The 21,456-nt window shown below is 66.2% G+C and carries 24 protein-coding genes; 15 read left to right on the plus strand and 9 right to left on the minus strand.

Translation table 11 applies throughout. The annotated features are described in order from the left end of the window. Positions 1-119 precede the first annotated feature (119 nt). The 4 genes from ACED67_RS07600 to mdh form a co-directional block, all read right to left on the minus strand. Complete coding sequence (locus ACED67_RS07600; RefSeq protein ID WP_395540968.1) at positions 120-1,313, minus strand: hypothetical protein; 1,194 nt, start codon at positions 1,311-1,313, stop codon at positions 120-122. An 89-nt stretch (positions 1,314-1,402) separates the two neighbouring features. Next, a complete protein-coding gene (locus ACED67_RS07605) occupies positions 1,403-2,062 on the minus strand; it encodes a class I SAM-dependent methyltransferase (RefSeq protein WP_395540969.1) in 660 nt (219 codons plus the stop codon). 1 nt (position 2,063) lies between these two features. Next, on the minus strand, positions 2,064-2,219 hold the full coding sequence (locus ACED67_RS07610; RefSeq protein WP_395540970.1) for a hypothetical protein: 156 nt from the start codon (positions 2,217-2,219) through the stop codon (positions 2,064-2,066). Positions 2,220-2,335: 116 nt separating this feature from the next. Continuing rightward, complete coding sequence (mdh, locus tag ACED67_RS07615) at positions 2,336-3,298, minus strand: malate dehydrogenase (RefSeq protein ID WP_395540971.1); 963 nt, start codon at positions 3,296-3,298, stop codon at positions 2,336-2,338. 154 nt (positions 3,299-3,452) lie between these two features. Here mdh and ACED67_RS07620 point away from each other — a divergent pair, with 154 nt between their 5' ends. From ACED67_RS07620 to ACED67_RS07675, 12 genes are all read left to right on the plus strand, one after another. Next, on the plus strand, positions 3,453-4,202 hold the full coding sequence (locus tag ACED67_RS07620; protein WP_395540972.1) for a sulfite exporter TauE/SafE family protein: 750 nt from the start codon (positions 3,453-3,455) through the stop codon (positions 4,200-4,202). Between the two features lie 95 nt (positions 4,203-4,297). Further along, a complete protein-coding gene (locus ACED67_RS07625; protein ID WP_395540973.1) occupies positions 4,298-5,158 on the plus strand; it encodes an HpcH/HpaI aldolase/citrate lyase family protein in 861 nt (286 codons plus the stop codon). A 39-nt stretch (positions 5,159-5,197) separates the two neighbouring features. Further along, positions 5,198-5,740, plus strand: coding sequence for an NnrU family protein (locus ACED67_RS07630; protein WP_395540974.1), 543 nt, complete (start codon positions 5,198-5,200; stop codon positions 5,738-5,740). Positions 5,741-5,751: 11 nt separating this feature from the next. After that, positions 5,752-5,955, plus strand: a complete 204-nt coding sequence (locus ACED67_RS07635; protein ID WP_395540975.1) for a DUF1737 domain-containing protein — start codon at positions 5,752-5,754, stop codon at positions 5,953-5,955. Between the two features lie 30 nt (positions 5,956-5,985). After that, the gene (locus ACED67_RS07640; protein WP_395540976.1) at positions 5,986-7,014 is read left to right on the plus strand and encodes a MaoC family dehydratase; all 1,029 of its coding nucleotides are present in this window, start codon (positions 5,986-5,988) and stop codon (positions 7,012-7,014) included. Between the two features lie 210 nt (positions 7,015-7,224). Next, the gene (gene sdhC, locus ACED67_RS07645) at positions 7,225-7,611 is read left to right on the plus strand and encodes a succinate dehydrogenase, cytochrome b556 subunit (RefSeq protein ID WP_395540977.1); all 387 of its coding nucleotides are present in this window, start codon (positions 7,225-7,227) and stop codon (positions 7,609-7,611) included. A 12-nt stretch (positions 7,612-7,623) separates the two neighbouring features. Next, positions 7,624-7,995: a succinate dehydrogenase, hydrophobic membrane anchor protein gene (locus ACED67_RS07650; protein WP_395540978.1), complete on the plus strand. Its 372-nt coding sequence runs from the start codon at positions 7,624-7,626 to the stop codon at positions 7,993-7,995. A gap of 9 nt (positions 7,996-8,004) precedes the next feature. Beyond that, complete coding sequence (sdhA, locus tag ACED67_RS07655) at positions 8,005-9,807, plus strand: succinate dehydrogenase flavoprotein subunit (protein WP_395540979.1); 1,803 nt, start codon at positions 8,005-8,007, stop codon at positions 9,805-9,807. A 119-nt stretch (positions 9,808-9,926) separates the two neighbouring features. After that, the gene (locus tag ACED67_RS07660; protein WP_395540980.1) at positions 9,927-10,259 is read left to right on the plus strand and encodes a hypothetical protein; all 333 of its coding nucleotides are present in this window, start codon (positions 9,927-9,929) and stop codon (positions 10,257-10,259) included. Continuing rightward, positions 10,259-10,552, plus strand: coding sequence for a hypothetical protein (locus ACED67_RS07665; protein WP_395540981.1), 294 nt, complete (start codon positions 10,259-10,261; stop codon positions 10,550-10,552). The genes ACED67_RS07660 and ACED67_RS07665 overlap by 1 nt, the downstream gene beginning before the upstream one ends. A gap of 7 nt (positions 10,553-10,559) precedes the next feature. After that, the gene (locus tag ACED67_RS07670; RefSeq protein WP_395540982.1) at positions 10,560-11,339 is read left to right on the plus strand and encodes a succinate dehydrogenase iron-sulfur subunit; all 780 of its coding nucleotides are present in this window, start codon (positions 10,560-10,562) and stop codon (positions 11,337-11,339) included. A 144-nt stretch (positions 11,340-11,483) separates the two neighbouring features. After that, positions 11,484-11,690: a hypothetical protein gene (locus ACED67_RS07675; RefSeq protein WP_395540983.1), complete on the plus strand. Its 207-nt coding sequence runs from the start codon at positions 11,484-11,486 to the stop codon at positions 11,688-11,690. On the opposite strand, the gene ACED67_RS07680 is transcribed toward ACED67_RS07675, so the two are convergent. Both ACED67_RS07680 and glyA read right to left on the minus strand, forming a co-directional pair. Next, on the minus strand, positions 11,681-12,667 hold the full coding sequence (locus ACED67_RS07680; RefSeq protein WP_395540984.1) for an aldo/keto reductase: 987 nt from the start codon (positions 12,665-12,667) through the stop codon (positions 11,681-11,683). The genes ACED67_RS07675 and ACED67_RS07680 overlap by 10 nt on opposite strands. Beyond that, entirely contained in the window at positions 12,668-13,987 is a 1,320-nt protein-coding gene (gene glyA / locus ACED67_RS07685; protein WP_395540985.1) for a serine hydroxymethyltransferase, read from the minus strand. A 93-nt stretch (positions 13,988-14,080) separates the two neighbouring features. Between glyA and ACED67_RS07690 the strand changes: the two genes are divergently transcribed. Beyond that, a complete protein-coding gene (locus ACED67_RS07690) occupies positions 14,081-14,962 on the plus strand; it encodes a LysR family transcriptional regulator (RefSeq protein WP_395540986.1) in 882 nt (293 codons plus the stop codon). Positions 14,963-15,034: 72 nt separating this feature from the next. Here the strand turns inward: ACED67_RS07690 and deoD are convergent, their stop codons facing one another. From deoD to ACED67_RS07705, 3 genes are all read right to left on the minus strand, one after another. Beyond that, complete coding sequence (gene deoD / locus ACED67_RS07695) at positions 15,035-15,736, minus strand: purine-nucleoside phosphorylase (RefSeq protein WP_395540987.1); 702 nt, start codon at positions 15,734-15,736, stop codon at positions 15,035-15,037. Between the two features lie 189 nt (positions 15,737-15,925). Continuing rightward, the gene (locus tag ACED67_RS07700; protein WP_395540988.1) at positions 15,926-16,165 is read right to left on the minus strand and encodes a hypothetical protein; all 240 of its coding nucleotides are present in this window, start codon (positions 16,163-16,165) and stop codon (positions 15,926-15,928) included. A 222-nt stretch (positions 16,166-16,387) separates the two neighbouring features. Further along, entirely contained in the window at positions 16,388-18,340 is a 1,953-nt protein-coding gene (locus ACED67_RS07705) for a methylmalonyl-CoA mutase family protein (RefSeq protein ID WP_395540989.1), read from the minus strand. 202 nt (positions 18,341-18,542) lie between these two features. Between ACED67_RS07705 and ACED67_RS07710 the strand changes: the two genes are divergently transcribed. Together ACED67_RS07710 and ccrA are read left to right on the plus strand one after the other, a co-directional pair. Continuing rightward, complete coding sequence (locus ACED67_RS07710) at positions 18,543-19,910, plus strand: 1-acyl-sn-glycerol-3-phosphate acyltransferase (RefSeq protein WP_395540990.1); 1,368 nt, start codon at positions 18,543-18,545, stop codon at positions 19,908-19,910. Positions 19,911-20,020: 110 nt separating this feature from the next. Beyond that, positions 20,021-21,313, plus strand: coding sequence for a crotonyl-CoA carboxylase/reductase (gene ccrA, locus ACED67_RS07715; RefSeq protein ID WP_395540991.1), 1,293 nt, complete (start codon positions 20,021-20,023; stop codon positions 21,311-21,313). Positions 21,314-21,456 lie beyond the last annotated feature (143 nt).

A 21,456-nucleotide genomic window follows, 5' to 3' on the forward strand; every position in this document is an offset into this window, starting at 1 on the left:
AAAAGCGACATTTGTGATCACAGGCTCAAAATGTGTGATCACACGCTTGAATCGAGTGATCACATGCTGCGCTGCAGCGGGGCCTGCGCGCTTGCGCTAACGTGATTCGTGCCGGTCGATCAGTTCAGGAAAACCGCGAAGAGCATCGCGTCGCCCTGCACCAGCCGTTCGAATTCCGACCAGCTTGCCAGGCTGAGCCGCGGGCCTTTTTCGGCATAGGGCAGGAAGCCCTCGCCCTGGATCAGCGCCACCAGATCGACCCGGGGCGGGTCGGCGAAAAGCTTGGCAAGGTTGATGCCCGCCTCGGCGCCATAGCGCCAATGCGGGACCAGCATCTGGCCCTTGAGCGCGGCCTCGGCCTCGGCCAGAACGGCCTGCCAATGCGCGGCGGTGCCGGGCGGCATCATCAGGCCAAGGGCAGAGGTCTGGCCCTCGGCGGGGACCCATTCATGGTCATTGTCGGTCTCGGCATCGGCCAGGTTCCAGAAGCGGCGGTTCTCGGTGATCATCGCCAGAAGGTGGTCATGCGCGGCCTGGGTGCGCGCCTTGTCGGGTTCCTGCGCCAGGGCCTGCAGGATCGTCGTCACCCGGTCGACCTGGCGGCCGAACATCATGTCCATCGCATTGTCGGGCGGCGTGTCGCCCCAGAGCGCGTAGATCTGTTTCGAGGCGGCGGCGACGCGGTCAACAGCGGGGCCGGGATCATAGGCCAGCGCGACATTGGTGAAGCCCGACAGGAAATGGGTATAGGCCGAAAGCCAGGCTGCATCGGCGGTGTCGAAGCGCACCACCGGGTCGCTGACCGCGACGCCGAACTGGCCGCCACCCAGCGTCAGCCCTGCCACATCGGCGACGCCTTCGCCTTCGTCCCGCGCGCCGTTCATGTTGATGTCGAACCACAGGTCGGCCATGGCGATCTCGAGCACGAAATCACGGGTTCCAAGCTGGTCGAGCGCGGCCCGCGCGCCGTCCAGGTCGGATTCGAGACCGGTCAGAAGGCCAGTCAGATCGGCGCCGGTGAAGGCGCGCGCGGCGGGGTTTTCCGGGATCGGCAGACGCAGGATTGGCAGTTCCGACCAATCGGACCGGACGCCGGTCTGCCAGCGCAATTGCAGCGCACGTTCCACCCCGCGCAGGAAGCGCAGCCCGGCAAGGGCGAAAAGATCGGGCGGGCCGGCGTCCGGCAGGGCGGCAAGGCGCGCCTCGGTGGCGGCGATGCCTTTCCCGGCGATCTCGGTCGAGAGGGGCGAGCGCTCGGCAAGCGTGGCCGTGGGCAGGGCCGCGATCAGGGCGGCGAGAAGGACGTGGCGCATGGGACCTCGCGGGCTGGTTGGCGGCAGGATGGGCGCGGCGCGGCAGGCGGTCAAGCGCGGGGCGGGGGCGGAAAACCGGACCTGCCGCCTCAGGCCGGGACCAGCACAGCCAGCCTTTGGCCGCGCGGCAGCCATTTCTCGCGCCAGTTCAGGGTGAAGCCCGCGGCATGGGCCTCGGCCTCGACCGCGCTTTGGCGGCGGTGCCAGGGCGGGCGGCCGGGGTGGGTCACGACGCCATCGATCTGGCGATGCGAGCCGGTCGCGTCTTCGGGCGCAAGGAAGACGGTCAGCAGCAGCTTTTGCAGACGGGGAAAGGCGCGGCGGATGTTCTCCAGCGCCGGAGGCAGGGCTTCGGGCGGGAGATGGGTGAAGACGCCCCAGGCGATGGCGTGGTCGATCAAGTCGGGGATGCCGGGAAAGGCGAAGCTTTCATCTTCGACAAGCTGGCCCTGCGGCAGACGGGATTTGTCGGAAAGCTCAACCTCATAGCCGCGGAGCATCAGCGCGGCGGAGGCATCGGTGCCCCAGTAATGGCTGGGGTCGAGGTAGGGCACCGCCATATGGCCCAGCCGCAGCGATCCGCAGCCGATATCGAGCAGATGGTGGCCGGGCTGCAGGCCTTCTTCCAGAAGGCATTCCATCTGGTAATTCGCCGTCTCTTCCCAGCGGCCGCCGACGATGTCGCGATGACGGCCCTGCGCCAGCGCCCGATCGTAGAAACCGGGGGCGAGATAGGGCGATTGGGCCACCTTACTTGTCGGCTTTCGCCTGGGCGGCGGCCTTCATCCGCGCCAGAAGCGCGCTTTTGTCCTGGGCCTGGGTCTTGGGCGCGCCCTTCATCTCGCCGCGCTTGGGTTTGGGCGAGGACTTGCCGTCCTTGGCATTGCCGGATTTGGAATAGTCCATGGCGTTCTCCTGTCAGCCTGTCCTGCCCCAAGGCCGGGCGCGGGGCAAGGGCCGACGATATGCGCAAAGAAAAGGGGCGCCGCAAGGGGCGCCCCGTTCCGTGGTCTGAGGACGGATCAGGCCAGCGAGGGGTCGATGCCTTTGCAGGCGGCAACAAGGCCCTTCACCGCGTCGACCGATTTGTCCATCATCGCCTTTTCATCGGCATTCAGTTTGATGTCGACAATGCGCTCGATCCCGCCGGCGCCGATGATCGTCGGCACGCCGACATACATCCCATCCAGCCCATAGGCGCCCTTCACATAGGCGGCGCAGGGCAGAAGGCGCTTTTGGTCCTTGAGATAGGCTTCGGCCATTTCGATGGCCGAAGTGGCGGGCGCGTAGAAGGCCGATCCGGTCTTCAGAAGGCCCACGATCTCGGCGCCGCCGTCGCGGGTGCGCTGGACGATGGCATCGAGCTTTTCCTGGGTGGTCCAGCCCATGGCGACCAGATCCGGCAGCGGGATGCCGCCCACGGTCGAGTAGCGGGTCAGCGGCACCATCGTGTCGCCATGGCCGCCCAGGACGAAGGCGGTGACATCCTTCATCGAGACGTTGAATTCCAGGCTCAGGAAATGGCGGAAGCGGGCCGAATCGAGCACGCCGGCCATGCCGACGACTTTCTCATGCGGCAGGCCCGAAAACTCGCGCAGCGCCCAGACCATCGCGTCGAGCGGGTTGGTGATGCAGATCACGAAGGCGTTCGGGGCATATTGCTTGATGCCCTCGCCGACCGATTTCATGACCTTGAGGTTGATGTCCAGCAGGTCGTCGCGCGACATGCCCGGCTTGCGCGGCACGCCAGCGGTGACGATGCAGACATCGGCGCCCGCGATATCGGCATAGGAGTTGGTCCCCTTCAGGGCGGCGTCGAAGCCCTCGACCGGGCCGCATTGCGCAAGGTCAAGCGCCTTGCCCTGCGGCGTGCCTTCGGCGATGTCGAACAGGACGACGTCGCCCAGCTCTTTCGACGCGGTCAAATGGGCAAGCGTGCCGCCGATCTGTCCGGCACCGATAAGCGCGATCTTCGGTCTGGCCATGGGGATCTCCATTGGTTGAGTCGGGGGCGAGGCGTAGCCCCTTCGGGCCTTCCTGTCCAGCCGTGAGACAGTTACAGTATACCATAGTATGCAAGAAATTCGGCCTTTCGCCGGGGGGTGCCGAGGTTTAGCGGTAACGCGACGGAGGGCGCAGATGGAAGGTCCTGGTTTCTGGACAGCCGCGGTGATGGCGGCCTGTCTTGTCGGCATGAGCAAGGGCGGCGTTCCGATGGTGGGGATGTTGTCCGTGCCGGTGGCTGCGCTGGTCATCTCGCCCGTGACGGCGGCGGGGCTGTTGCTGCCGGTCTATGTCATCTCGGACATGTTCGGGCTTTACGCCTATCGCGCGGCCTTTGACCGGCGGGTGCTGGCCATCGTGCTGCCGGGCGCGGTGGCGGGGATCGGTTTGGGCTGGGCGACTGCGCATCTGGTGCCCGAGGCGGCGGTGACGCTGCTGATAGGGGTGATCGGGGTTGCCTTCGCGCTGAACCTTCTGCTGCGGCGCGGGGCGCGGGGCATGGCCAGGCGGGCGGATGCGGCGCCGGGGCTGTTCTGGGGCGCGGTGACGGGCTTCACAAGTTTCGTCAGCCATTCGGGCGCGCCGCCCTATCAGGTCTATACCCTGCCGCTTGGGATGCCGAAGCAGGTTTTCGCGGGCACGGCGACCATTGCCTTCGCGGTGATCAATGCGGTCAAGCTGATCCCCTATTGGCAGCTGGGGCAGCTTGGCCTCGACAATCTGAAGATCGCGGCCATCCTGGCCATTCCGGCCTCGGCGGCGGTGTTTCTGGGGGTCTGGCTGGTGAAAACCCTGCCGGAACGCGCCTTCTATGCATTTGTCACCTGGTCGTTGCTGATCGTCTCGGCCAAGCTGATCTGGGAAGGGGGCAGCGCGCTGGTCTGAAGACGCGGGCAATTTCTGCGTTGCGGCAAATCAGGGCTTGCCGAAAATGACGGGTCTTGTATGTCTTGCGCAAGATTCTTTCGCTGGAGGTCCCGATGACCCGCCCCTATCGCTCGGTCCTGTACATTCCCGGCTCGAAGGAGCGGGCGCTGGAAAAGGCCTGCGCGCTGGCCTGCGATGCGATCATCTTCGATCTGGAAGACGCGGTTGCGCCGGAAGAGAAGGCCGCGGCCCGGGCGCTGCTGGCGCGGGTGTTGCGGGATTTCGATTTCGGGCCGCGGGCGCGGATCGTGCGGATCAACGGGCTGGACACCGACTGGGGTGCAGCCGATGCCGCGGCGATGGAGGATGCGCTGGGCACGGGCGCGCGGATCGACGCGGTGCTGGTGCCCAAGGTTTCCAATCCCGGCATGCTGGACGACGTGGCGCGGATCGTGCCGGGTGCGGATCTCTGGGCGATGATGGAGACGGCGGCCGGGATGCTGAACGCCGCTGCCATCGCGGCGCATCCGAGGCTGAAAGGCATGGTCATGGGCACGAATGACCTGGCCAAGGAACTGGGCAGCCGTTTCCGGCCCGACCGGCTGGCGCTGCAGGCGGGGCTGGGCCATTGCCTGCTGGCCGCGCGGGCCCATGGCAAGATCATCATCGACGGCGTCTATAACGCCTTCAAGGACGAGGCCGGATTGCGCGCGGAATGCGAGCAGGGCCGCGATATGGGCTTTGACGGCAAGACCCTGATCCACCCGGCGCAACTTGACATTGCCAATGCCGCCTTCGCGCCGTCCGAGGCGGAAATCGACCTTGCCCGCCGCCAGATCGCGGCCTTTGCCGAGGCCAAGGCCGCCGGGCAGGGCGTGGCGGTGCTGGACGGGCGCATTGTCGAGAACCTGCATGTCGCGACCGCCAACGCGCTTCTTGCGCGGGCCCAGGCCATTGCGGCCCTGGCGGAATAAGCGCAATGTGACGGTGGTTCACATGCAGCGGGATGCGACATGACTTTCCTGATCCTTGGTCTGATCCTCTGGGCGGCAGCCCATCTTTTCAAACGGTTGGCGCCCGGCTTGCGGGCGCGTCTGGGCGATCCGGGCAAGGGGCTTGTGGCATTGGCGCTGGTGGCTGCGGTGGCGCTGATGGTGTTCGGCTTTCGCACTGCCGATTTCGTCTACCTTTGGGAGCCGCCGCGTTTTCTGATCCATGTGAACAACCTGATGATGCTGGGGGCAGTGTTCCTGTTCGCGGCCGACGGGATGCGCGCGCCGATCATCGGCGGGATGCGTCATCCGCAACTGACCGCCGTCAAGATCTGGGCAATGGCCCATCTTCTGGTGAACGGCGATCTTGCCAGCGTCATCCTGTTCGGCGGTCTGCTGGCCTGGGCGGTGGTCGAGGTCATCGTGATCAATCGGGCGCAACCGGTCTGGACGCCCAAGCCGGTCAAGCCCGGCGCCAATCTCAAGGCGGTGATCGGCACGGTGCTGGCCACCGCGATCCTCATGGCGATCCATGGCTGGATCGGCCCGCATCCCTGGCCGTGAAAGGGCACGACATGCGTCTCTACCGCTTCCTTTCGGACGATGACACTTCGGCCTTCTGCCACAAGGTCAGCCTGGCCCTGTCCAAGGGCTGGGAGCTGCATGGCGGCCCCACCTATGCCTTCGATGTCGCCCGCGGGGTGATGCGCTGTGGCCAGGCGGTCACCAAGGACGTGCCGGGAACCTATAGTCCCGAGATGAAACTGGGCGAGGCATAGGCCGGGAGTTTCCCCGACCGTGGAGGCGAAATGAAGACCAATCCAGGGCGCTTTTTCGAGGATTATCAAATGGGTGAGGTGATCACCCATGCGGTGCCGCGCACCCTGTCGGGGGGCGAGCGGGCGCTTTATCACGCGCTGTATCCGGCGCGCGGGGCGCTGTATTCCTCGGATGAATTCGCCCGCGCCTGTGGCCTGCCGCAAAGCCCGCTGGACGATCTGATCGCCTTCCACACCGTCTTCGGCAAGACCGTGCCGGATATCAGCCTGAACGCGGTGGCCAATCTGGGCTATGCCGAGGGGCGCTTTCTGAAGCCGGTCTATCCGGGTGACACACTGCGGTCGGAATCGACCGTGATCGGGCTGAAGGAAAACTCGAACGGCAAGTCGGGCAATCTCTATGTCCGCACGCGCGGGCTGAACCAGCGCGGCGAGGTGGTGCTAGACTATGTGCGCTGGGCGATGGTGCGCAAGAACCGCGCAACGCCCGCGCCGGTGCCGGTTGTGCCGGAACTGAAAGCCGCGCTGGCTGCGGGCGATCTTGTGGTGCCGGACGGATTGGATTTCTCCAAGTACGATTTCGCGCTGGCGGGCGAGAAGCACCGCTGGAGCGACTATGAGATCGGCGAGAAGATCGACCATGTCGATGGCGTGACCGTGGAAGAGGCCGAGCATATGCTGGCCACCCGCCTGTGGCAGAACACCGCCAAGGTGCATTTCGACGCCACCTTCCGCGAGGATGGCAAACGGCTGATCTATGGTGGTCATGTCATCAGCCTGGCGCGGGCGCTGTCGTTCAACGGGCTTGCCAATGCGCAGATGATCGTGGCGCTGAATGGCGGTGCCCATGCCAATCCATGTTTCTCGGGCGATACGGTCAAGGCCTGGTCGGAAGTGCTGGATCGTGCCGAGACGCAGGCGCCCGGCGTGGGGGCGCTGCGGCTGCGGCTGGTGGCGGTGAAACAGGGGGCGGCGCCCTTTGCCCTCAAGGATGAGACGGGAAAATACCGGCCCGAAGTGCTGCTGGATCTGGACTACTGGGCGCTGGTGCCGCAGTGAGTCGCGTTGCATCAGGCGCGCGCGCCCATTGTGATCACACGGGTAAAATTCGTGATCACAACTGGATAAAATCGACACGGTTAGCGGAAACAGGCTGCGATTGCGGCAATCGCGGGCGTGACTTGGGCGAAAAATCCGCTATGGAAAAATCGAGAACAGGCAGCGCGCACCCCCTTGGCGGGGGCCAGGCCAGCGACGAAGGGATGTGACATGGCAAAGGCCAAACGGGTCAACCGGCCCCTTTCTCCGCATTTGCAGATCTACCGCTGGCAGATCCCGATGCTGACCTCGATCCTGACGCGGATCACCGGCCATGCGCTGGTCGCCGGGGTGCTTCTGGCGGTGTGGTGGCTGGTCGCCGCGGCCACGTCCGAGAGCTATTTCGCCTTTGTGAACGGCATTGCGACAAGCTGGTTCGGCGATCTGATCTTCACCGGCTCGCTTTGGGCGGTGTGGTATCACTACCTCGCCGGGCTGCGGCATCTTTACTACGATGCGGGCAAGGGGTTGGACATTCCCACGGCTGAAAAGCTGGGCTGGGCCTGCATCATCGGTTCGGTCGTGCTGACCGTGATCACAATTCTTCTGGTCCAGTAAGGGGGGCACGCCATGCGTTACCTGACCGCCCGCAAACGCGCCGAGGGGCTGGGTTCCGGCCATGCCGGCACGCATCACCACTGGTCGATGACCCTGTCCGCCGCCGGCTTGGCCTTTCTGGTTCCGGCCTGGCTGATCATCTTCGGCCGCGCGCTGGGGCAGGACCATGCCACGGTGCTGGAAACCTTTGGCCGGCCCTTTCCGGCGATCCTGACCGGGCTCTTGCTGGTGATCGGGATGCGCCATTTCGCCATGGGCGCGACGGTGATGATCGAGGATTACCTGCATGGCTTCGCCCGCAAGGCCGCGATTGTCGCGGTGGTGGCGCTGTCCTGGGTGATCGGGGCCACCGGCCTCTTCGCCCTGATCAAGATCGCACTCTGAGGAAACACGATGACCGCTTATCCCTATGAAGTGCATGATTATGACGTGGTGGTCGTTGGTGCGGGCGGCGCGGGTCTGCGCGCCACGCTGGGCATGGCCGAGCAGGGGTTGCGCACGGCCTGCGTGACCAAGGTTTTCCCGACCCGCAGCCACACAGTTGCGGCGCAGGGCGGCATCGCCGCGTCCCTGGGCAATATGGGCCCAGATTCGTGGCAATGGCACATGTATGACACGGTAAAGGGCAGCGACTGGCTGGGCGACACCGATGCGATGGAATACCTCGCGCGCGAGGCGCCCAAGGCGGTCTATGAGCTGGAGCATTACGGCGTCCCCTTCAGCCGCACCGAAGAGGGCAAGATCTACCAGCGCCCCTTCGGCGGCCATACAACCGAATATGGCGAAGGCCCGCCGGTGCAGCGCACCTGCGCGGCGGCCGACCGCACCGGCCACGCGATCCTGCACACGCTCTATGGCCAGTCGCTGAAGAACAACGCGGAATTCTACATCGAATATTTCGCCATCGACCTGATCATCACCGATGGCGCCTGCACCGGCGTGGTGTGCTGGAAGCTGGATGACGGCACGATCCATGTCTTCAACGCGAAGATGGTGGTTCTGGCGACCGGCGGCTATGGTCGGGCCTATTTCAGCGCGACCTCGGCCCATACCTGTACCGGCGATGGCGGCGGCATGGTGGCGCGGGCGGGCCTGCCCTTGCAGGACATGGAATTCGTGCAGTTCCACCCCACCGGCATCTATGGCTCGGGCTGTCTGATCACCGAAGGCGCGCGGGGCGAGGGCGGCTATCTGACCAACGCCAATGGCGAGCGGTTCATGGAGCGCTATGCGCCGCATTACAAGGATCTTGCGCCGCGCGACTATGTGTCCCGTTGCATGACCATGGAAATCCGCGAAGGCCGCGGCGTGGGCGAGCACAAAGATCATATCCACCTGCACCTGAACCACCTGCCGCGCGAGGCGCTGGAGCTGCGCCTGCCGGGGATCACGGAATCGGCGCGGATCTTCGCGGGCGTTGATCTGCACAAGGAGCCGATCCCGGTTCTGCCTACCGTGCATTACAACATGGGCGGCATCCCGACGAATTACTGGGGCGAAGTGCTGAACCCGACCAAGGACGCGCCCGACGCGGTCTTCCCCGGCCTGATGGCGGTGGGCGAGGCGGGCTGTGCCTCGGTGCATGGCGCGAACCGGCTGGGGTCGAATTCGCTGATCGACCTCGTGGTTTTCGGCCGCGCCGCCGCGATCCGCGCGGGGCAGGTGGTCAGGAAGGATGCGCCGGTCCCGGCGACGAACAAGGCGGGCGTCCAGAAAGCGCTGGACCGCTTCGACACCCTGCGCAATGCGAATGGCGGCACGCCCACGGCCGAGCTGCGGCTTGAGATGCAGCGCACGATGCAGGCCGATGCCGCCGTCTTCCGCACCGAGAAGACGCTGGCCGAGGGCGAGAAGAAGATGACGGTCATCGCGGGCAAGATGGCGGATCTGAAGGTCACCGACCGCAGCCTGGTGTGGAACAGCGACCTGATGGAGACGCTGGAACTGGCGAACCTGATGCCCAACGCGCTGGCGACGATCTATGGCGCCCATGCCCGCACCGAAAGCCGGGGCGCGCATGCGCATGAGGATCACCCGAACCGCGACGATGCCACCTGGCGCAAGCACACGCTGGCCTGGGTGGAGGGCGACAAGGTGACGCTGGATTTCCGCCCGGTGCATGTCGATCCGCTGACGACCGAGGCCGAGGGCGGCATCAGCCTGAAGAAGATCGCCCCGGCGGAGCGCAAATTCTGATGGCTGCACAGGGGCATGGGCGGAAGGCCGCAAGCGGGGCGATGCCTCGCGCGCTTGGGACTGTCCCGCCGGGTCCTTCGGTGGCACCTTTGCGGCAAACCCCGCAGAGGAGAGCAGTGATGACCCGTTTCCCCCTGATCGCCGCGCTGGTGGCCGTGCCTGTGCTGGCCGCCTGCGATCCGCAGGACATGGCCGACAAGATCACTCGCCGCACAGCGGCCGATGTGGTCGAGCCGGTGGTGGCGCGCGAGATGCCCGCCGCCCCGGCCAAGGCTGCGACGGAATGCATCCTTCAGGCCGCCAGCATCGAGGAAATCCGCGCCCTGGCCCGCGATGTCGGGGTCGAGGCGGGCAGCCAGACCAAGGAAAATATCCGCAATCTTGCCTTGCGTCCCGCGGCGACGGCGTGTTTCGCGGCCTCGGGCGTGCCGCCCCTGACGGCGGTGCCGTGATGCGCCGCGCCGCCCTTTCCCTTCTGATCGTTCTGGCCGCCTGCGGTCCGATGACCGTGCAGCAGGCCGAGCGCGAATGTTACGAACGCGCGCGTCTGGCCAAGGCGCCGCGCGGCTCGGTCCAGATCGGCGGCACCTCGAATGGCAAGCTGGCCGGGGGCCTCGATCTGCATGTCTCTTCCGACTACCTGACCGGCAAGGACCCTTCGGTGGTCTATGAAACCTGTGTCATGGCGAAATCCGGCGAACCGCCCTCGCGGCCGCTTTACGACCGACCCGACTGGAAAGGCTGATCCCGAAATGGTCCAGTTCACGCTGCCCAAGAATTCCAAGATCCGCACCGGCAAGACCTGGCCGAAGCCCGAGGGCGCGAAGAATGTGCGGGCGTTCCACATCTATCGCTGGAACCCCGATGACGGGAAGAACCCGCAGATCGACACCTATTTCCTGGATATGGACAAGTGCGGCCCGATGGTTCTGGACGCGCTGATCAAGATCAAGAACGAGATCGACCCGACGCTGACCTTTCGCCGGTCTTGCCGCGAGGGGATTTGCGGCTCTTGTGCGATGAACATCGACGGGATCAACACGCTGGCCTGCATCTATGGCCTGGACGAGATCCGGGGCGACGTGAAGATCTATCCGCTGCCCCATATGGCGGTGGTGAAGGACCTGATCCCGGACCTGACGCATTTCTATGCCCAGCACGCCAGCATCATGCCCTGGCTGGAAACCAAGACCAACCGCCCGGCCAAGGAATGGCGCCAGTCGATCGAGGATCGGGCCAAGCTGGATGGCCTCTATGAATGCGTGATGTGCGCGTCCTGCAGCACCGCCTGCCCGAGCTACTGGTGGAATTCCGACCGCTATCTGGGCCCGGCGGCCTTGCTGCACGCCTATCGCTGGATCATCGATTCGCGCGATGAGGCGACCGGCGAGCGGCTGGATCAGCTGGAAGATCCGTTCAAGCTGTATCGCTGCCACACCATCATGAACTGCGCCAAGACCTGCCCCAAGGGGCTGAACCCGGCCAAGGCGATTTCCGAGATCAAGAAGATGATGGTCGAGCGGATCGTCTGAGGCACGGTTTCTTTGAAGGCATCGACGGCGCAAGATCGGGGAATATAGCGCAAGCCCTGAACCATGGCGGGGTCAGACCGAGCGGGCCGGTGGCAAGTTCGGCGGGGGGCTACCCGGCGCGGGTGCCGCATGGCAGAAGGGGCCATGCAACTCGTCTTCCTGCTTCTTCTTCTGATCGGGGTCCTTGCCTATCAATGGCATATGCGCCGCAGCACGACCTTGACCCGGGCCTGCCGCTGGCGAATGGACCGTTCGGTCGCGCCCGATTACTGGCACTGCGCCGCCTGCGGGGCGCAATGGCGCGGGGACGAGCCGCGCGATTGCCTGCGGCCGGGACGCGGTCAGGAATAACGCTCGGCCGTCGCGGTCATGCCGTCATCGTAGCGGTCGCCCCAGGCCCAACCGACGGGCAGCAGGCGGTCGATCTCGGCCCGGATTTCATCGGTCATGGCGATCCGTGCCGCCCCGGACCAGGCGCGCAGATGGGCCGCGGTTCTGGTGCCGGGGATCGGGATCAGATGGGGGCCGCGATCCAGAACCCAAGCCAAGGCAAGGGCGGCAGGGGGGACGCCCAGGCTTTCGGCATAGCGGTGAAAGGCGGTCAGCCGGTCGCGATTATGCGGCCAGTTCTCGGCCTGAAAGCGTGGGATGCGGCGGCGCAGATCCTGCGGGCCGAAGGTGGCGGGGTCGGCCATGGGCGTGCCAAAGGCGCCCCGCGCCAAGGGCGAGAAGGGCACGAAGGCCACGCCAAGCCGCGCGCAAAGCTGGATCAGTCCAAGTTCAGGCTGGCGGGTCCAGAGCGAATATTCGTTTTGAACCGCCATGACCGGATGCACGGCATGGGCGCGCGCGACCGTGGCGGGCGCCACTTCCGACAGGCCGTAACCCAGGATCTTGCCCTCTTCGACCAGCCGCTGCATCGTGCCCGCCAGGTCTTCGGCCGGGACTTCCGGCGCGTGGCGATGGGCATAGAACAGGGTGACGTGATCTACGCCCAGCCGTTTGAGCGAGCCTTCCAGCTCGGCCCGCAGATGCTGTGGCGAATTGTCGATCCGCTGCACGCCGTCGCGCCGGTCGAAGGCGGCTTTGGTGGCGATGCAGGGCCGGTGGCCGGTCCGGGCAAGCCATTGGCCCAGAACGGTTTCCGAGACGCCATTGCCATAGATATTGGCCGTGTCGAACAGGGTGATCCCGGCCTCCCAGGCGGCATCGAGGGCGGCAAGGCTTTCTTCCGTGGTGGTCGGGCCGAAGATGCCGCCAAAGGAAAGGCAGCCGAAGCCCAGGGCAGAGACAAGGGGGCCCTGGGCCCCGAGGCGGCGTTGCAGCATTCAGACCGTCATGTGATGCAGCCCCTGAAAGCGGGCGCGCAGGGCGCGCGTGCGGGGGGCAAGGGTTTCCGGTGCGTTGGACCGTAACCCTTCGGCGATCAGGGCCGCAAGGGCAGGTGCGTCTGCCGGGGTGACGCCGCGGCGCACAAGTTCCGGCGTGCCGATGCGCAGACCGTTCAGGTCGCCCGCCACCTCCGGCGCCGGAAGGCCGATGCCGCAGGCCAGGAAGCCCGCCTTGCGCAATGTCTTGGACGCTGCCTGACCGCCGCCAAAGGGGGCGGCCATCAGGGCGAACTGATGCGATTGGGTGCCGCCCTTTTCCGCCGCGAAAAGCGGCAGGCCAAGCGCTGCCAATTCTTGCGCCAGCGCCCGGGACAGATCGACCATGGCCTGGGCATAGGCCCGGCCATGATCGCGCCAGTCCAGAAGCGTCAGCGCCAGAGCGGCCGATTTCGCCGCGTCAAAATTCGCGGTCAGGCCCGGGAAGGCGATATGGTCAAGCGCCTCGGCAATCTTCGCGTCATTGGTGACGATCAGGCCGCCCGCCGGGCCGCCCAGCGATTTGTAGGTGCTCATCGTCATCAGATGCGCGCCCTCGCGCAGCGGGTTCTTCCACACACCACCGGCGATGATGCCGCATTGATGGGCGGCGTCGAACAGGACCTTGGCGCCCACCTCATCGGCGATGGCGCGGACTTCGGCGACGGGATGCTCGAAGAGATTGAGGCTTCCGCCGACGGTGATGATCCTGGGCTTGACCTTCTGGGCCAGCGCGCGAAGGGCCGGGATATCAATCGTATAGCCATCGGCGTCGACCGGCGCATCATGGGTGACAAGACCGTAAAGCCCGGCGCAACCGGCCTTGTGATGGGTGACATGGCCGCCGATTGTGGCAGGCGGCGCGATGATCGCGTCCCCCGGCTTGGCCAGCGCCATGAAGCCATAAAGGTTCGCCAGCGCGCCGCTGGCCACGCGGATCTCGGCATGGGTCGCGCCGAAGACCTCGACCGCCAGTTCGGCGGCGATGACCTCGATCTCCTCGATCGCCTCCAGCCCCATCTCGTATTTGTCGCCGGGATAGCCCAGCGAGGGGCGTGAGCCGAGGCCCCTTGCCAGCGCCGCCTCGGCGCGGGGGTTCATCACATTTGTGGCGGGGTTGAGGTTGAAGCAATCCTGGTCGTGGATTTCCAGGTTGCGCACCATCAGCGCCTCGATCCGGTCGGCGACGATCGACGACGGGCGGGCGGTCATGTCGGCAAGGGTCTGGATATAGGTCTCGCAGGCGGCGGGAACCCAGGGGCGGGGGGAAAGATGGGGCATGGTTGTCTCCTTTGCCTGCAAGGCTAGGAGGCGGCGGGGCTTGCGCGCAAATCAGTTCTGCGAAAAATGAGGGTCAGAAAATCTGAGTCAAAGATGCCCGTCGCCCCGCCGCCGCCCCGGACCCTGCCGCTGACCGCGCTGCGTGCCTTTGAGGCCGCGGCGCGGCTGCGCGGATTTGCGGCGGCGGCGGCGGAGCTGGGCGTCAGCCCGGGCGCGGTGACGGCGCATGTGAAGGCGCTGGAAGAGGCGCTGGGGGCGGCGCTGTTCCAGTGCCAGACCAAGGGCGTGCGGTTGACCGCGCTGGGGGCGGCGGCGGCGGGAGAGATGACCGAGGCCTTCGATGCGCTGGCGCGGGCCGAGGCGGTGTTGCGCGCCAAAGCCGCGCCACAGGTCGTGCATGTGGCGACACTGCCCGCGATTGCGCAACTTTGGCTGTCGCCGCGCCTGCCCGCCTTGCGCGCGGCGGCGCCGGAAATATCCGTTTCCGTGACGGCCCTTGAGGCGCCCCCGAACCTCAAGCGCGCGCCCTATGACCTGAGCCTTTTTCCGGCGGAAACAGGCGGGCGGCTGGTGGCTGGCGATGCGCTTTTTCCGGTCTGCGCGCCGGATATGGCGGCGCGCCTGACAAGCGTGGCGGACCTGGCCGGGGTGCCCTGCCTGTCGGATGCAAGCTGGGCGGGGGATTGGGCGGCCTGGTTGGCGGCGGCGGGGGCGGAGATTGCGGTGCGGGGGCCGGTCTATTCACTTTACGCGCTGGCGGTGGAAGAGGCGGTGAATGGCGCGGGGGTGCTGATGGGACACGGGATGCTCGTCGCTGGCCCCCTGGCCCAAGGCCGCCTCGTTGCCCCTTTTCCCCAGCGCCTGCCGGTCTCGCGCGGCTTGCGGCTGTGGTCGGCGCGGGCGGTGTCCAAGGGCAGCGCGGTGGCGCGGGTGGCCGATTTCCTCTGCGCCCCCGGCGGGGTTGGAACGACCTAACCCCTTCTTCTGGGATAAGAACACTCCGGGGGGGAGGGCGCAGCCCGAGGGAACGGCACCCCCTCAGACGGCCTAGTCGAAGGCGGCGGCGAGGGCGATTTCCACCATGGCGGCGAAACTGGTCTCGCGCTCGGAGGCGGGCAGCGCCTCTTCGGTCAGGATATGGTCGGAGATGGTGAGGACTGACAGCGCGCGGGCCTTGTGGCGGGCGGCGAGGGTGTAAAGCTCGGCGGTCTCCATCTCGACGCAGAGGCAGCCATGCCGTTGCAATTGCTGGGCAAGATCGGGGCGTTCGTCATAGAACGTGTCCGAGGAATGGATCATGCCGACATGGGTCCGCGCGCGGCCCTGCGCGGCGGCATGGGCGCGGCAGAGAAGGCCGAAATCGGCGGTGGGGGCGAAGTTCATCTCGCGGAAGATCTCGGAGGACGGGGTGTGCAGGGTGGCGGCGGACATGGCGAGCACCACGTCGCGGACCTGCACATCGGGTTGCAGCGCGCCGGCGGAACCGATGCGGATCAAGGTCTTGGCGCCATAGTCGCGGATCAGTTCGTTGACATAGATCGACAGCGAGGCCATGCCCATGCCGGTGCCGTGGATGGTGACCGGGTGGCCGCGCCAGGTGCCGGTATAGCCCAGCATGCCGCGCACTTCGTTCACCAGTCTTGGCGCTTCCAGAAAGGTCTGGGCGGCCCAGCGGGCGCGATAGGGATCGCCGGGCAGAAGCACGGTCTCGGCGATGTCGCCGGGTTTGGCGCCGATGTGGAAGCTCATGGCCTGGTCCTGTCCTTTTTCGGGTCAACCCGCAGAAAAACCTGAAGAAACCTGGTCTTCCGAAGGTCTTGCCATTGTCTTCCGAACGTCTTCCGTCCGGGCGGGCCGCGATGACCCGCGACGGCCATCTGGCCGCGAGAGGAAAGGCCGGTCAAGAGGGCGCCGTCAGGGCTACCCGCCGGGTGGGGATCAGTCGCGGCGCCGGCCGGCGAGCGCGGCGAAGCGGGCCGCATTGGGACAGTGGCCCGTCGCAGCCAAGGCGTGCATCGTGCCTGCCTCGAGGCAATTTGCGCAGAGCTTGCGGTTGGGGCAGGCAGAGCAGGCGGCGAGAAGGTTGAGCCATTCACCGGGATTCTTGCGCAAGAGACGGTCGGGCAGGTCGAAGGCCTGACCCATGGCGGTGACGCGCGCTTCGACATCCGCGGGCATACAGGCGAAATCCGTGGTCGCGATCCGCTGCGGGCAGCAGGGGATCGCTACGCCACAGGCGCAGGCGGCGTCCGGTTCGGAAGCGGGCGGGCGGGGCGGCGAGGAGGGCGAGACAAAGAAGGGGCAGGCGCATGGCTTCGGTCCGGCTTGGGGCACTGATGCCCCTTGGTGCCATGCGCTGCGCGGGACGGGAAGGGCGGGTTTCCCTACGCCCTTCGCGGCTCAGGCCGCCGCCGCAGCCGGATCGACCAGCGCCACGATGTCGAGCATGATGCGGTTCAACTCGAAATCCTTGGGCGTGTAGACGGCGGCGACGCCCATGGCGCGCAGCTGGGTGGCGTCTTCGTCGGGGATGATGCCACCGACGACCACCGGCACATGCGACAGGCCCGCCGCGCGCATCCGCTCCATGGTCTCGGCGATCAGGGGCAGATGGCTGCCGGAGAGGATGGACAGGCCGACGACATGGGCCTCCTGATCCGCCGCCGCCGAGACGATTTCCTGCGGGGTCAGGCGGATGCCTTCGTAATGGATGTCCATGCCGCAATCGCGGGCGCGGGCGGCGATCTGTTCGGCGCCGTTGGAATGGCCGTCAAGGCCGGGCTTGCCGACGAGGAATTTCAGGCGGCGGCCCAGGGTCGAGGAGACGGCATCGACGGCGGCGCGGATCGGCTCGAGCCCTTCGGTGCGGTTCGAGGGGTTGCGCGAGACGCCGGTGGGGGCGCGGTATTCGCCGAAGGCGGCGCGGATCACGGCGGCCCATTCGCCGGTGGTGACGCCCGCCTTTGCGGCGGCGATCGAGGCGGGCATGATGTTTTCGCCCGCATCGGCGGCACGGCGCAGCCCGGCCAGCGCGGCGGTGATGGCGGCGGCGTCGCGGCTGGCGCGCCAGGCCTTGAGGCGGCTGATCTGGTCGGCCTCGGCATGGGGGTCGGCCTGCATGATCGCGCCCTCGCCGGTGGTGAGCGGCGAAGGTTCGGTGGTGGTGAAGCGGTTGACGCCGACCACGGTCACCTCTTTCGCCTCAATCCGGGCGATGCGGTCGGAATTGGCCTCGACCAGGCGGGATTTCATGTAATCGATGGCGGCGACGGCCCCGCCCATGGCGTCGATCTGGGCCAGTTCGGCCCGGGCACCGTCTTTCAGCGCGGCGACCTTGCGGTCGATGGCGGGGTTGCCGTCGAAAAGATCGTCATATTCCAGAAGGTCGGTTTCATAGGCGAGGATCTGCTGCATCCTGAGCGACCATTGCTGATCCCAGGGCCGGGGCAGACCCAGCGCCTCGTTCCAGGCCGGAAGCTGGACGGCGCGGGCGCGGGCCTTTTTCGACAGGGTGACGGCCAGCATTTCCAGAAGGATACGATAGACGTTGTTTTCCGGCTGCTGTTCGGTGAGGCCCAGAGAATTGACCTGCACGCCATAGCGGAAGCGGCGGAATTTCTCATCCACGATGCCGTAGCGGTCGCGCAGGATCTCGTCCCAGAGATCGGTGAAGGCGCGCATCTTGCACATCTCGGTCACGAAGCGGATGCCGGCATTGACGAAAAAGGAGATGCGGCCGCACATGGCCGGGAAATCGGCGGCCGGGACCTTGCCGCGCAGATCGTCCAGCACGGCGACGCCGGTGGCGAGCGCGAAGGCAAGCTCCTGTTCGGGCGTGGCTCCGGCTTCCTGCAGATGGTAGGAACACACGTTCATCGGGTTCCATTTCGGCAGGTGCTGGCCGGTATAGGCGGCGACATCGGTGATCAGGCGCAGGCTGGGTTTCGGCGGGCAGATATAGGTGCCGCGCGAGAGATATTCCTTGATGATGTCGTTCTGGACGGTGCCCTGGAGTTTGGCGACATCGGCGCCCTGTTCCTGGGCGACGGCGATGTAGAGGGCCAGCAGCCAGGGGGCTGTGGCGTTGATCGTCATCGAGGTGTTCATCTCTTCGAGCGGGATCTGGTCGAAGAGCGCGCGCATGTCGCCCAGATGGGCGATGGGGACGCCGACCTTGCCGACCTCGCCCTTCGCCCGGGGATCGTCGCTGTCATAGCCGGTCTGGGTCGGCAGGTCGAAGGCAACGGACAGGCCGGTCTGGCCCTTGGACAGATTGGTGCGATAAAGCGCGTTGGAGGCGGCGGCGGTGGAATGGCCGGCATAGGTGCGGAAGAGCCAGGGTTTCTCGGTCATCTTCTTGTCTCCGGAACGCGGGGTGAATCGCCAGCGCGCAACTTTGTTTCGTCATCGTGGAGATAGGCGAAAGAATCGCACAATGTCAATCGCTGCGCTGCGGCGAGTTCGGCGACCGGGGGGCCGCCCTCGGACCGCGCGAGTGGTTTCGCCGAGATGAAGAAGGATTGCCCGATCTTCGGGATGCTCTAGTCTGTGCCGCATGTTCGGCAGGGTCGAGGTTCCGGTCTGGCTTCTGGTGCTGATCCTTGGCTTCGCCGCGATCAGTTTCGCCACGCATTTCCTGTTTCCCTCGGTGCGCTGGTTCTTTCGGCGGCGGGCCGAGCGGGCGCTGATGCGACTGAATGCGCAGCTGGACCGCAAGATCGACCTGTTCAAGCTGGCGCAACGGTCGGACATGGTGGCGCGGCTGGCCTATGATGCGCGGGTGATGGAGGCGGCGGCAGAGCATGCGGCCGAGACGGGGGTGCCGGGCGAGGTCGCCTTCGAGGAGGCGCGGCGCTATGCGGGCGAGATCGTGCCGGGCTTTTCGGCGACGATCTATTTCGGCTTTGGCACGCGGGCGGCGAAAGCCCTGACGCGGCTTCTGTATCGGGTGCGGGTGGGCAAGGTCGATGCCGCCTTGGCCAAGATCGACCCGCGCGCGACGGTGGTCTTCGTGATGAATCACCGCTCGAACATGGATTACGTTCTGGTGACCTGGCTGGTGGCGGGGCGCTCGGCGGTTTCCTACGCGGTGGGGGAATGGGCGCGGGTCTGGCCCTTGTCGGCGCTGGTGCGGTCGATGGGGGGCTATTTCATCCGGCGCAAGAGCCGCAATGCGCTCTATCGCAAGGTGCTGGCGCGCTATGTGCAGATGGCGGCGGAAGAGGGCACGACCCAGGCGATGTTCCCCGAGGGCGGGCTTTCGCTGGACGGGCGGATGGGCGCGGCACGGCTGGGGCTGATTTCCTATATCGTCGAGGGTTTCCGGCCCGAGGGTCGCGATGTGGTCTTCGTGCCGGTGGGCCTGGCCTATGACCGGGTGCTCGAGGATCGGGTCCTGGTCGAGGCGGCGCAGTCGGAGACGCGGCGGTTCCGCAACCGGCCGCTCTGGGTGGCGTGGTGCGCGCTGGCCTATCTGTGGAAGCGCTGGCGCGGGCGGCTGCGCGGCTTCGGCACGGCGGCGGCGGGCTTCGGCGCGCCGGTCAGCCTGCGCGACTTTCTTGCGCAGGGTCATGCCGCCCCGGTCGAGGCGCTGGGCGGGCTGTTGATGCAGCGCATTGCCGGGGTGATCCCGGTCCTGCCCGTGCCCCTGGTGGCGGCGGCGTTGGGGCAGGGCGCGGCGAGCCGGGACGAATTGGCCCAGCGGGTGCAGGCGCTGGCGGCGCGGCTGGCGGCGGCGGGGGCGGTGCTGAAACTGCCGCCGCAAGGGGTGGAGCGGGTGCTGGAGGAAGGGCTGGTGCCGCTGATCGCGCGGGGGCTGGTGACCAAGGATTTGCAGCCGGCGTCGGGCGAGGCGGCGCTTCTGGCCTTTTACGCCAATGCAGTGCCCGGCATTTCGGCTGACGCCGCGACGCAGCGGACATAAAATTACAAAAATACACTTTCTTACTATTGCAAAATTGCGCGACCAATTTTAACTCTTGCCGCAAGCGCGCTGTGATTCTGCGGCGCGGCATGTCTGCGATGGAGAGACGGATGGCACTGGATACGGCAAGCGGCATCGTTCCCTACGACGCGCCGGTGAAGGACCTTTACGAGATTGGCGAGATGCCGCCGCTCGGCCATGTGCCGGCGAAGATGTATGCCTGGTCGATCCGCCGCGAACGCCATGGCGAGCCGGAAAAGGCCATGCAGCTGGAAGTGCTGCCGACCTGGACGCTGGACAGCCATGAGGTTCTGGTCCTCGTGATGGCGGCGGGGGTCAATTACAACGGGGTCTGGGCCGGTCTGGGCGTGCCGATCAGCCCGTTCGACGGCCACAAGCAGGAGTTCCACATCGCCGGTTCCGACGCTTCGGGCATCGTCTGGGCGGTGGGCGACAAGGTGAAGCGCTGGAAGGTCGGCGACGAGGTCGTCATCCATTGCAATCAGGATGATGGCGATGACGAGGAATGCAATGGCGGCGATCCGATGTTCTCGCCCACCCAGCGCATCTGGGGCTATGAGACGCCGGACGGGTCTTTCGCGCAGTTCACCAAGGTGCAGGCCCAGCAGCTGATGCCGCGGCCGAAGCACCTGACCTGGGAGGAATCGGCCTGCTACACGCTGACGCTGGCCACCGCCTACCGGATGCTGTTCGGCCATGCGCCGCATGACCTCAAGCCCGGGCAGAATGTGCTGGTCTGGGGGGCGTCGGGCGGGCTTGGCTCTTACGCGATCCAGCTGGCGGTGACGGCGGGGGCCAATGCGATTGGTGTGATCTCGGACGAGACCAAGCGCGATTTCGTCATGTCGCTGGGGGCGAAGGGCGTGATCAACCGCAACGATTTCAAGTGCTGGGGGCAGTTGCCCAAGGTCAACAGCGAGGAATACAACACCTGGCTGAAAGAGGCGCGCAAGTTCGGCAAGGCGATCTGGGACATCACCGGCAAAGGGGTGAATGTCGACATGGTCTTCGAGCATCCAGGCGAGCAGACCTTCCCGGTCTCGTCGCTGGTCTGCAAGAAGGGCGGCATGGTGGTGATCTGCGCTGGCACCAGCGGCTTCAACTGCACCTTCGACGTGCGTTACATGTGGATGCACCAGAAGCGCCTGCAAGGCAGCCATTTCGCCCATCTGAAGCAGGCGGCGGCGGCCAACAAGCTGATGTGCGAGCGGCGGCTGGACCCCTGCATGTCCGAGGTCTTCCCCTGGGCCGAAATTCCGGCGGCGCATACGCTGATGTGGAAGAACAAGCACAAGCCGGGCAATATGGCGGTGCTGGTGCAAGCGCCGCGCACCGGGCTGCGGACCTTTGCCGATACGCTGGAGGCAAGCCGGGGCGGCTGAGGCCGATCCGGGCTGAACGCTGAGACAGGCCGCCTGCCGCCCTGCAGGCGGCTTTGTCATGGGCGCGGCGATCCCGCACTTTCGGCGGCGGGCGGGGTCTTCCCTCTCTGGTCCTTGGCGGGCCATGCGGATAGGGTCGCCGC

The sequence above is a fragment of the Neotabrizicola paludis genome (assembly GCF_044142105.1).
In the GTDB taxonomy this organism is placed as follows: domain Bacteria; phylum Pseudomonadota; class Alphaproteobacteria; order Rhodobacterales; family Rhodobacteraceae; genus Pseudogemmobacter.

Excerpts from the sequence above, each read along its gene's own strand:
- ACED67_RS07600 (WP_395540968.1), bottom strand. The coding sequence starts at position 1,313 with ATGCGCCACGTCCTTCTCGCCGCCCTGATCGCGGCCCTGCCCACGGCC.
- ACED67_RS07610 (WP_395540970.1), bottom strand. The coding sequence starts at position 2,219 with ATGGACTATTCCAAATCCGGCAATGCCAAGGACGGCAAGTCCTCGCCC.
- mdh (WP_395540971.1), bottom strand. The coding sequence starts at position 3,298 with ATGGCCAGACCGAAGATCGCGCTTATCGGTGCCGGACAGATCGGCGGC.
- ACED67_RS07620 (WP_395540972.1), top strand. The coding sequence starts at position 3,453 with ATGGAAGGTCCTGGTTTCTGGACAGCCGCGGTGATGGCGGCCTGTCTT.
- ACED67_RS07625 (WP_395540973.1), top strand. The coding sequence starts at position 4,298 with ATGACCCGCCCCTATCGCTCGGTCCTGTACATTCCCGGCTCGAAGGAG.
- ACED67_RS07630 (WP_395540974.1), top strand. The coding sequence starts at position 5,198 with ATGACTTTCCTGATCCTTGGTCTGATCCTCTGGGCGGCAGCCCATCTT.
- ACED67_RS07635 (WP_395540975.1), top strand. The coding sequence starts at position 5,752 with ATGCGTCTCTACCGCTTCCTTTCGGACGATGACACTTCGGCCTTCTGC.
- ACED67_RS07640 (WP_395540976.1), top strand. The coding sequence starts at position 5,986 with ATGAAGACCAATCCAGGGCGCTTTTTCGAGGATTATCAAATGGGTGAG.
- sdhC (WP_395540977.1), top strand. The coding sequence starts at position 7,225 with ATGGCAAAGGCCAAACGGGTCAACCGGCCCCTTTCTCCGCATTTGCAG.
- ACED67_RS07650 (WP_395540978.1), top strand. The coding sequence starts at position 7,624 with ATGCGTTACCTGACCGCCCGCAAACGCGCCGAGGGGCTGGGTTCCGGC.
- sdhA (WP_395540979.1), top strand. The coding sequence starts at position 8,005 with ATGACCGCTTATCCCTATGAAGTGCATGATTATGACGTGGTGGTCGTT.
- ACED67_RS07660 (WP_395540980.1), top strand. The coding sequence starts at position 9,927 with ATGACCCGTTTCCCCCTGATCGCCGCGCTGGTGGCCGTGCCTGTGCTG.
- ACED67_RS07665 (WP_395540981.1), top strand. The coding sequence starts at position 10,259 with ATGCGCCGCGCCGCCCTTTCCCTTCTGATCGTTCTGGCCGCCTGCGGT.
- ACED67_RS07670 (WP_395540982.1), top strand. The coding sequence starts at position 10,560 with ATGGTCCAGTTCACGCTGCCCAAGAATTCCAAGATCCGCACCGGCAAG.
- ACED67_RS07675 (WP_395540983.1), top strand. The coding sequence starts at position 11,484 with ATGCAACTCGTCTTCCTGCTTCTTCTTCTGATCGGGGTCCTTGCCTAT.
- ACED67_RS07680 (WP_395540984.1), bottom strand. The coding sequence starts at position 12,667 with ATGCTGCAACGCCGCCTCGGGGCCCAGGGCCCCCTTGTCTCTGCCCTG.
- glyA (WP_395540985.1), bottom strand. The coding sequence starts at position 13,987 with ATGCCCCATCTTTCCCCCCGCCCCTGGGTTCCCGCCGCCTGCGAGACC.
- ACED67_RS07690 (WP_395540986.1), top strand. The coding sequence starts at position 14,081 with ATGCCCGTCGCCCCGCCGCCGCCCCGGACCCTGCCGCTGACCGCGCTG.
- deoD (WP_395540987.1), bottom strand. The coding sequence starts at position 15,736 with ATGAGCTTCCACATCGGCGCCAAACCCGGCGACATCGCCGAGACCGTG.
- ACED67_RS07700 (WP_395540988.1), bottom strand. The coding sequence starts at position 16,165 with ATGCCCGCGGATGTCGAAGCGCGCGTCACCGCCATGGGTCAGGCCTTC.
- ACED67_RS07705 (WP_395540989.1), bottom strand. The coding sequence starts at position 18,340 with ATGACCGAGAAACCCTGGCTCTTCCGCACCTATGCCGGCCATTCCACC.
- ACED67_RS07710 (WP_395540990.1), top strand. The coding sequence starts at position 18,543 with ATGTTCGGCAGGGTCGAGGTTCCGGTCTGGCTTCTGGTGCTGATCCTT.
- ccrA (WP_395540991.1), top strand. The coding sequence starts at position 20,021 with ATGGCACTGGATACGGCAAGCGGCATCGTTCCCTACGACGCGCCGGTG.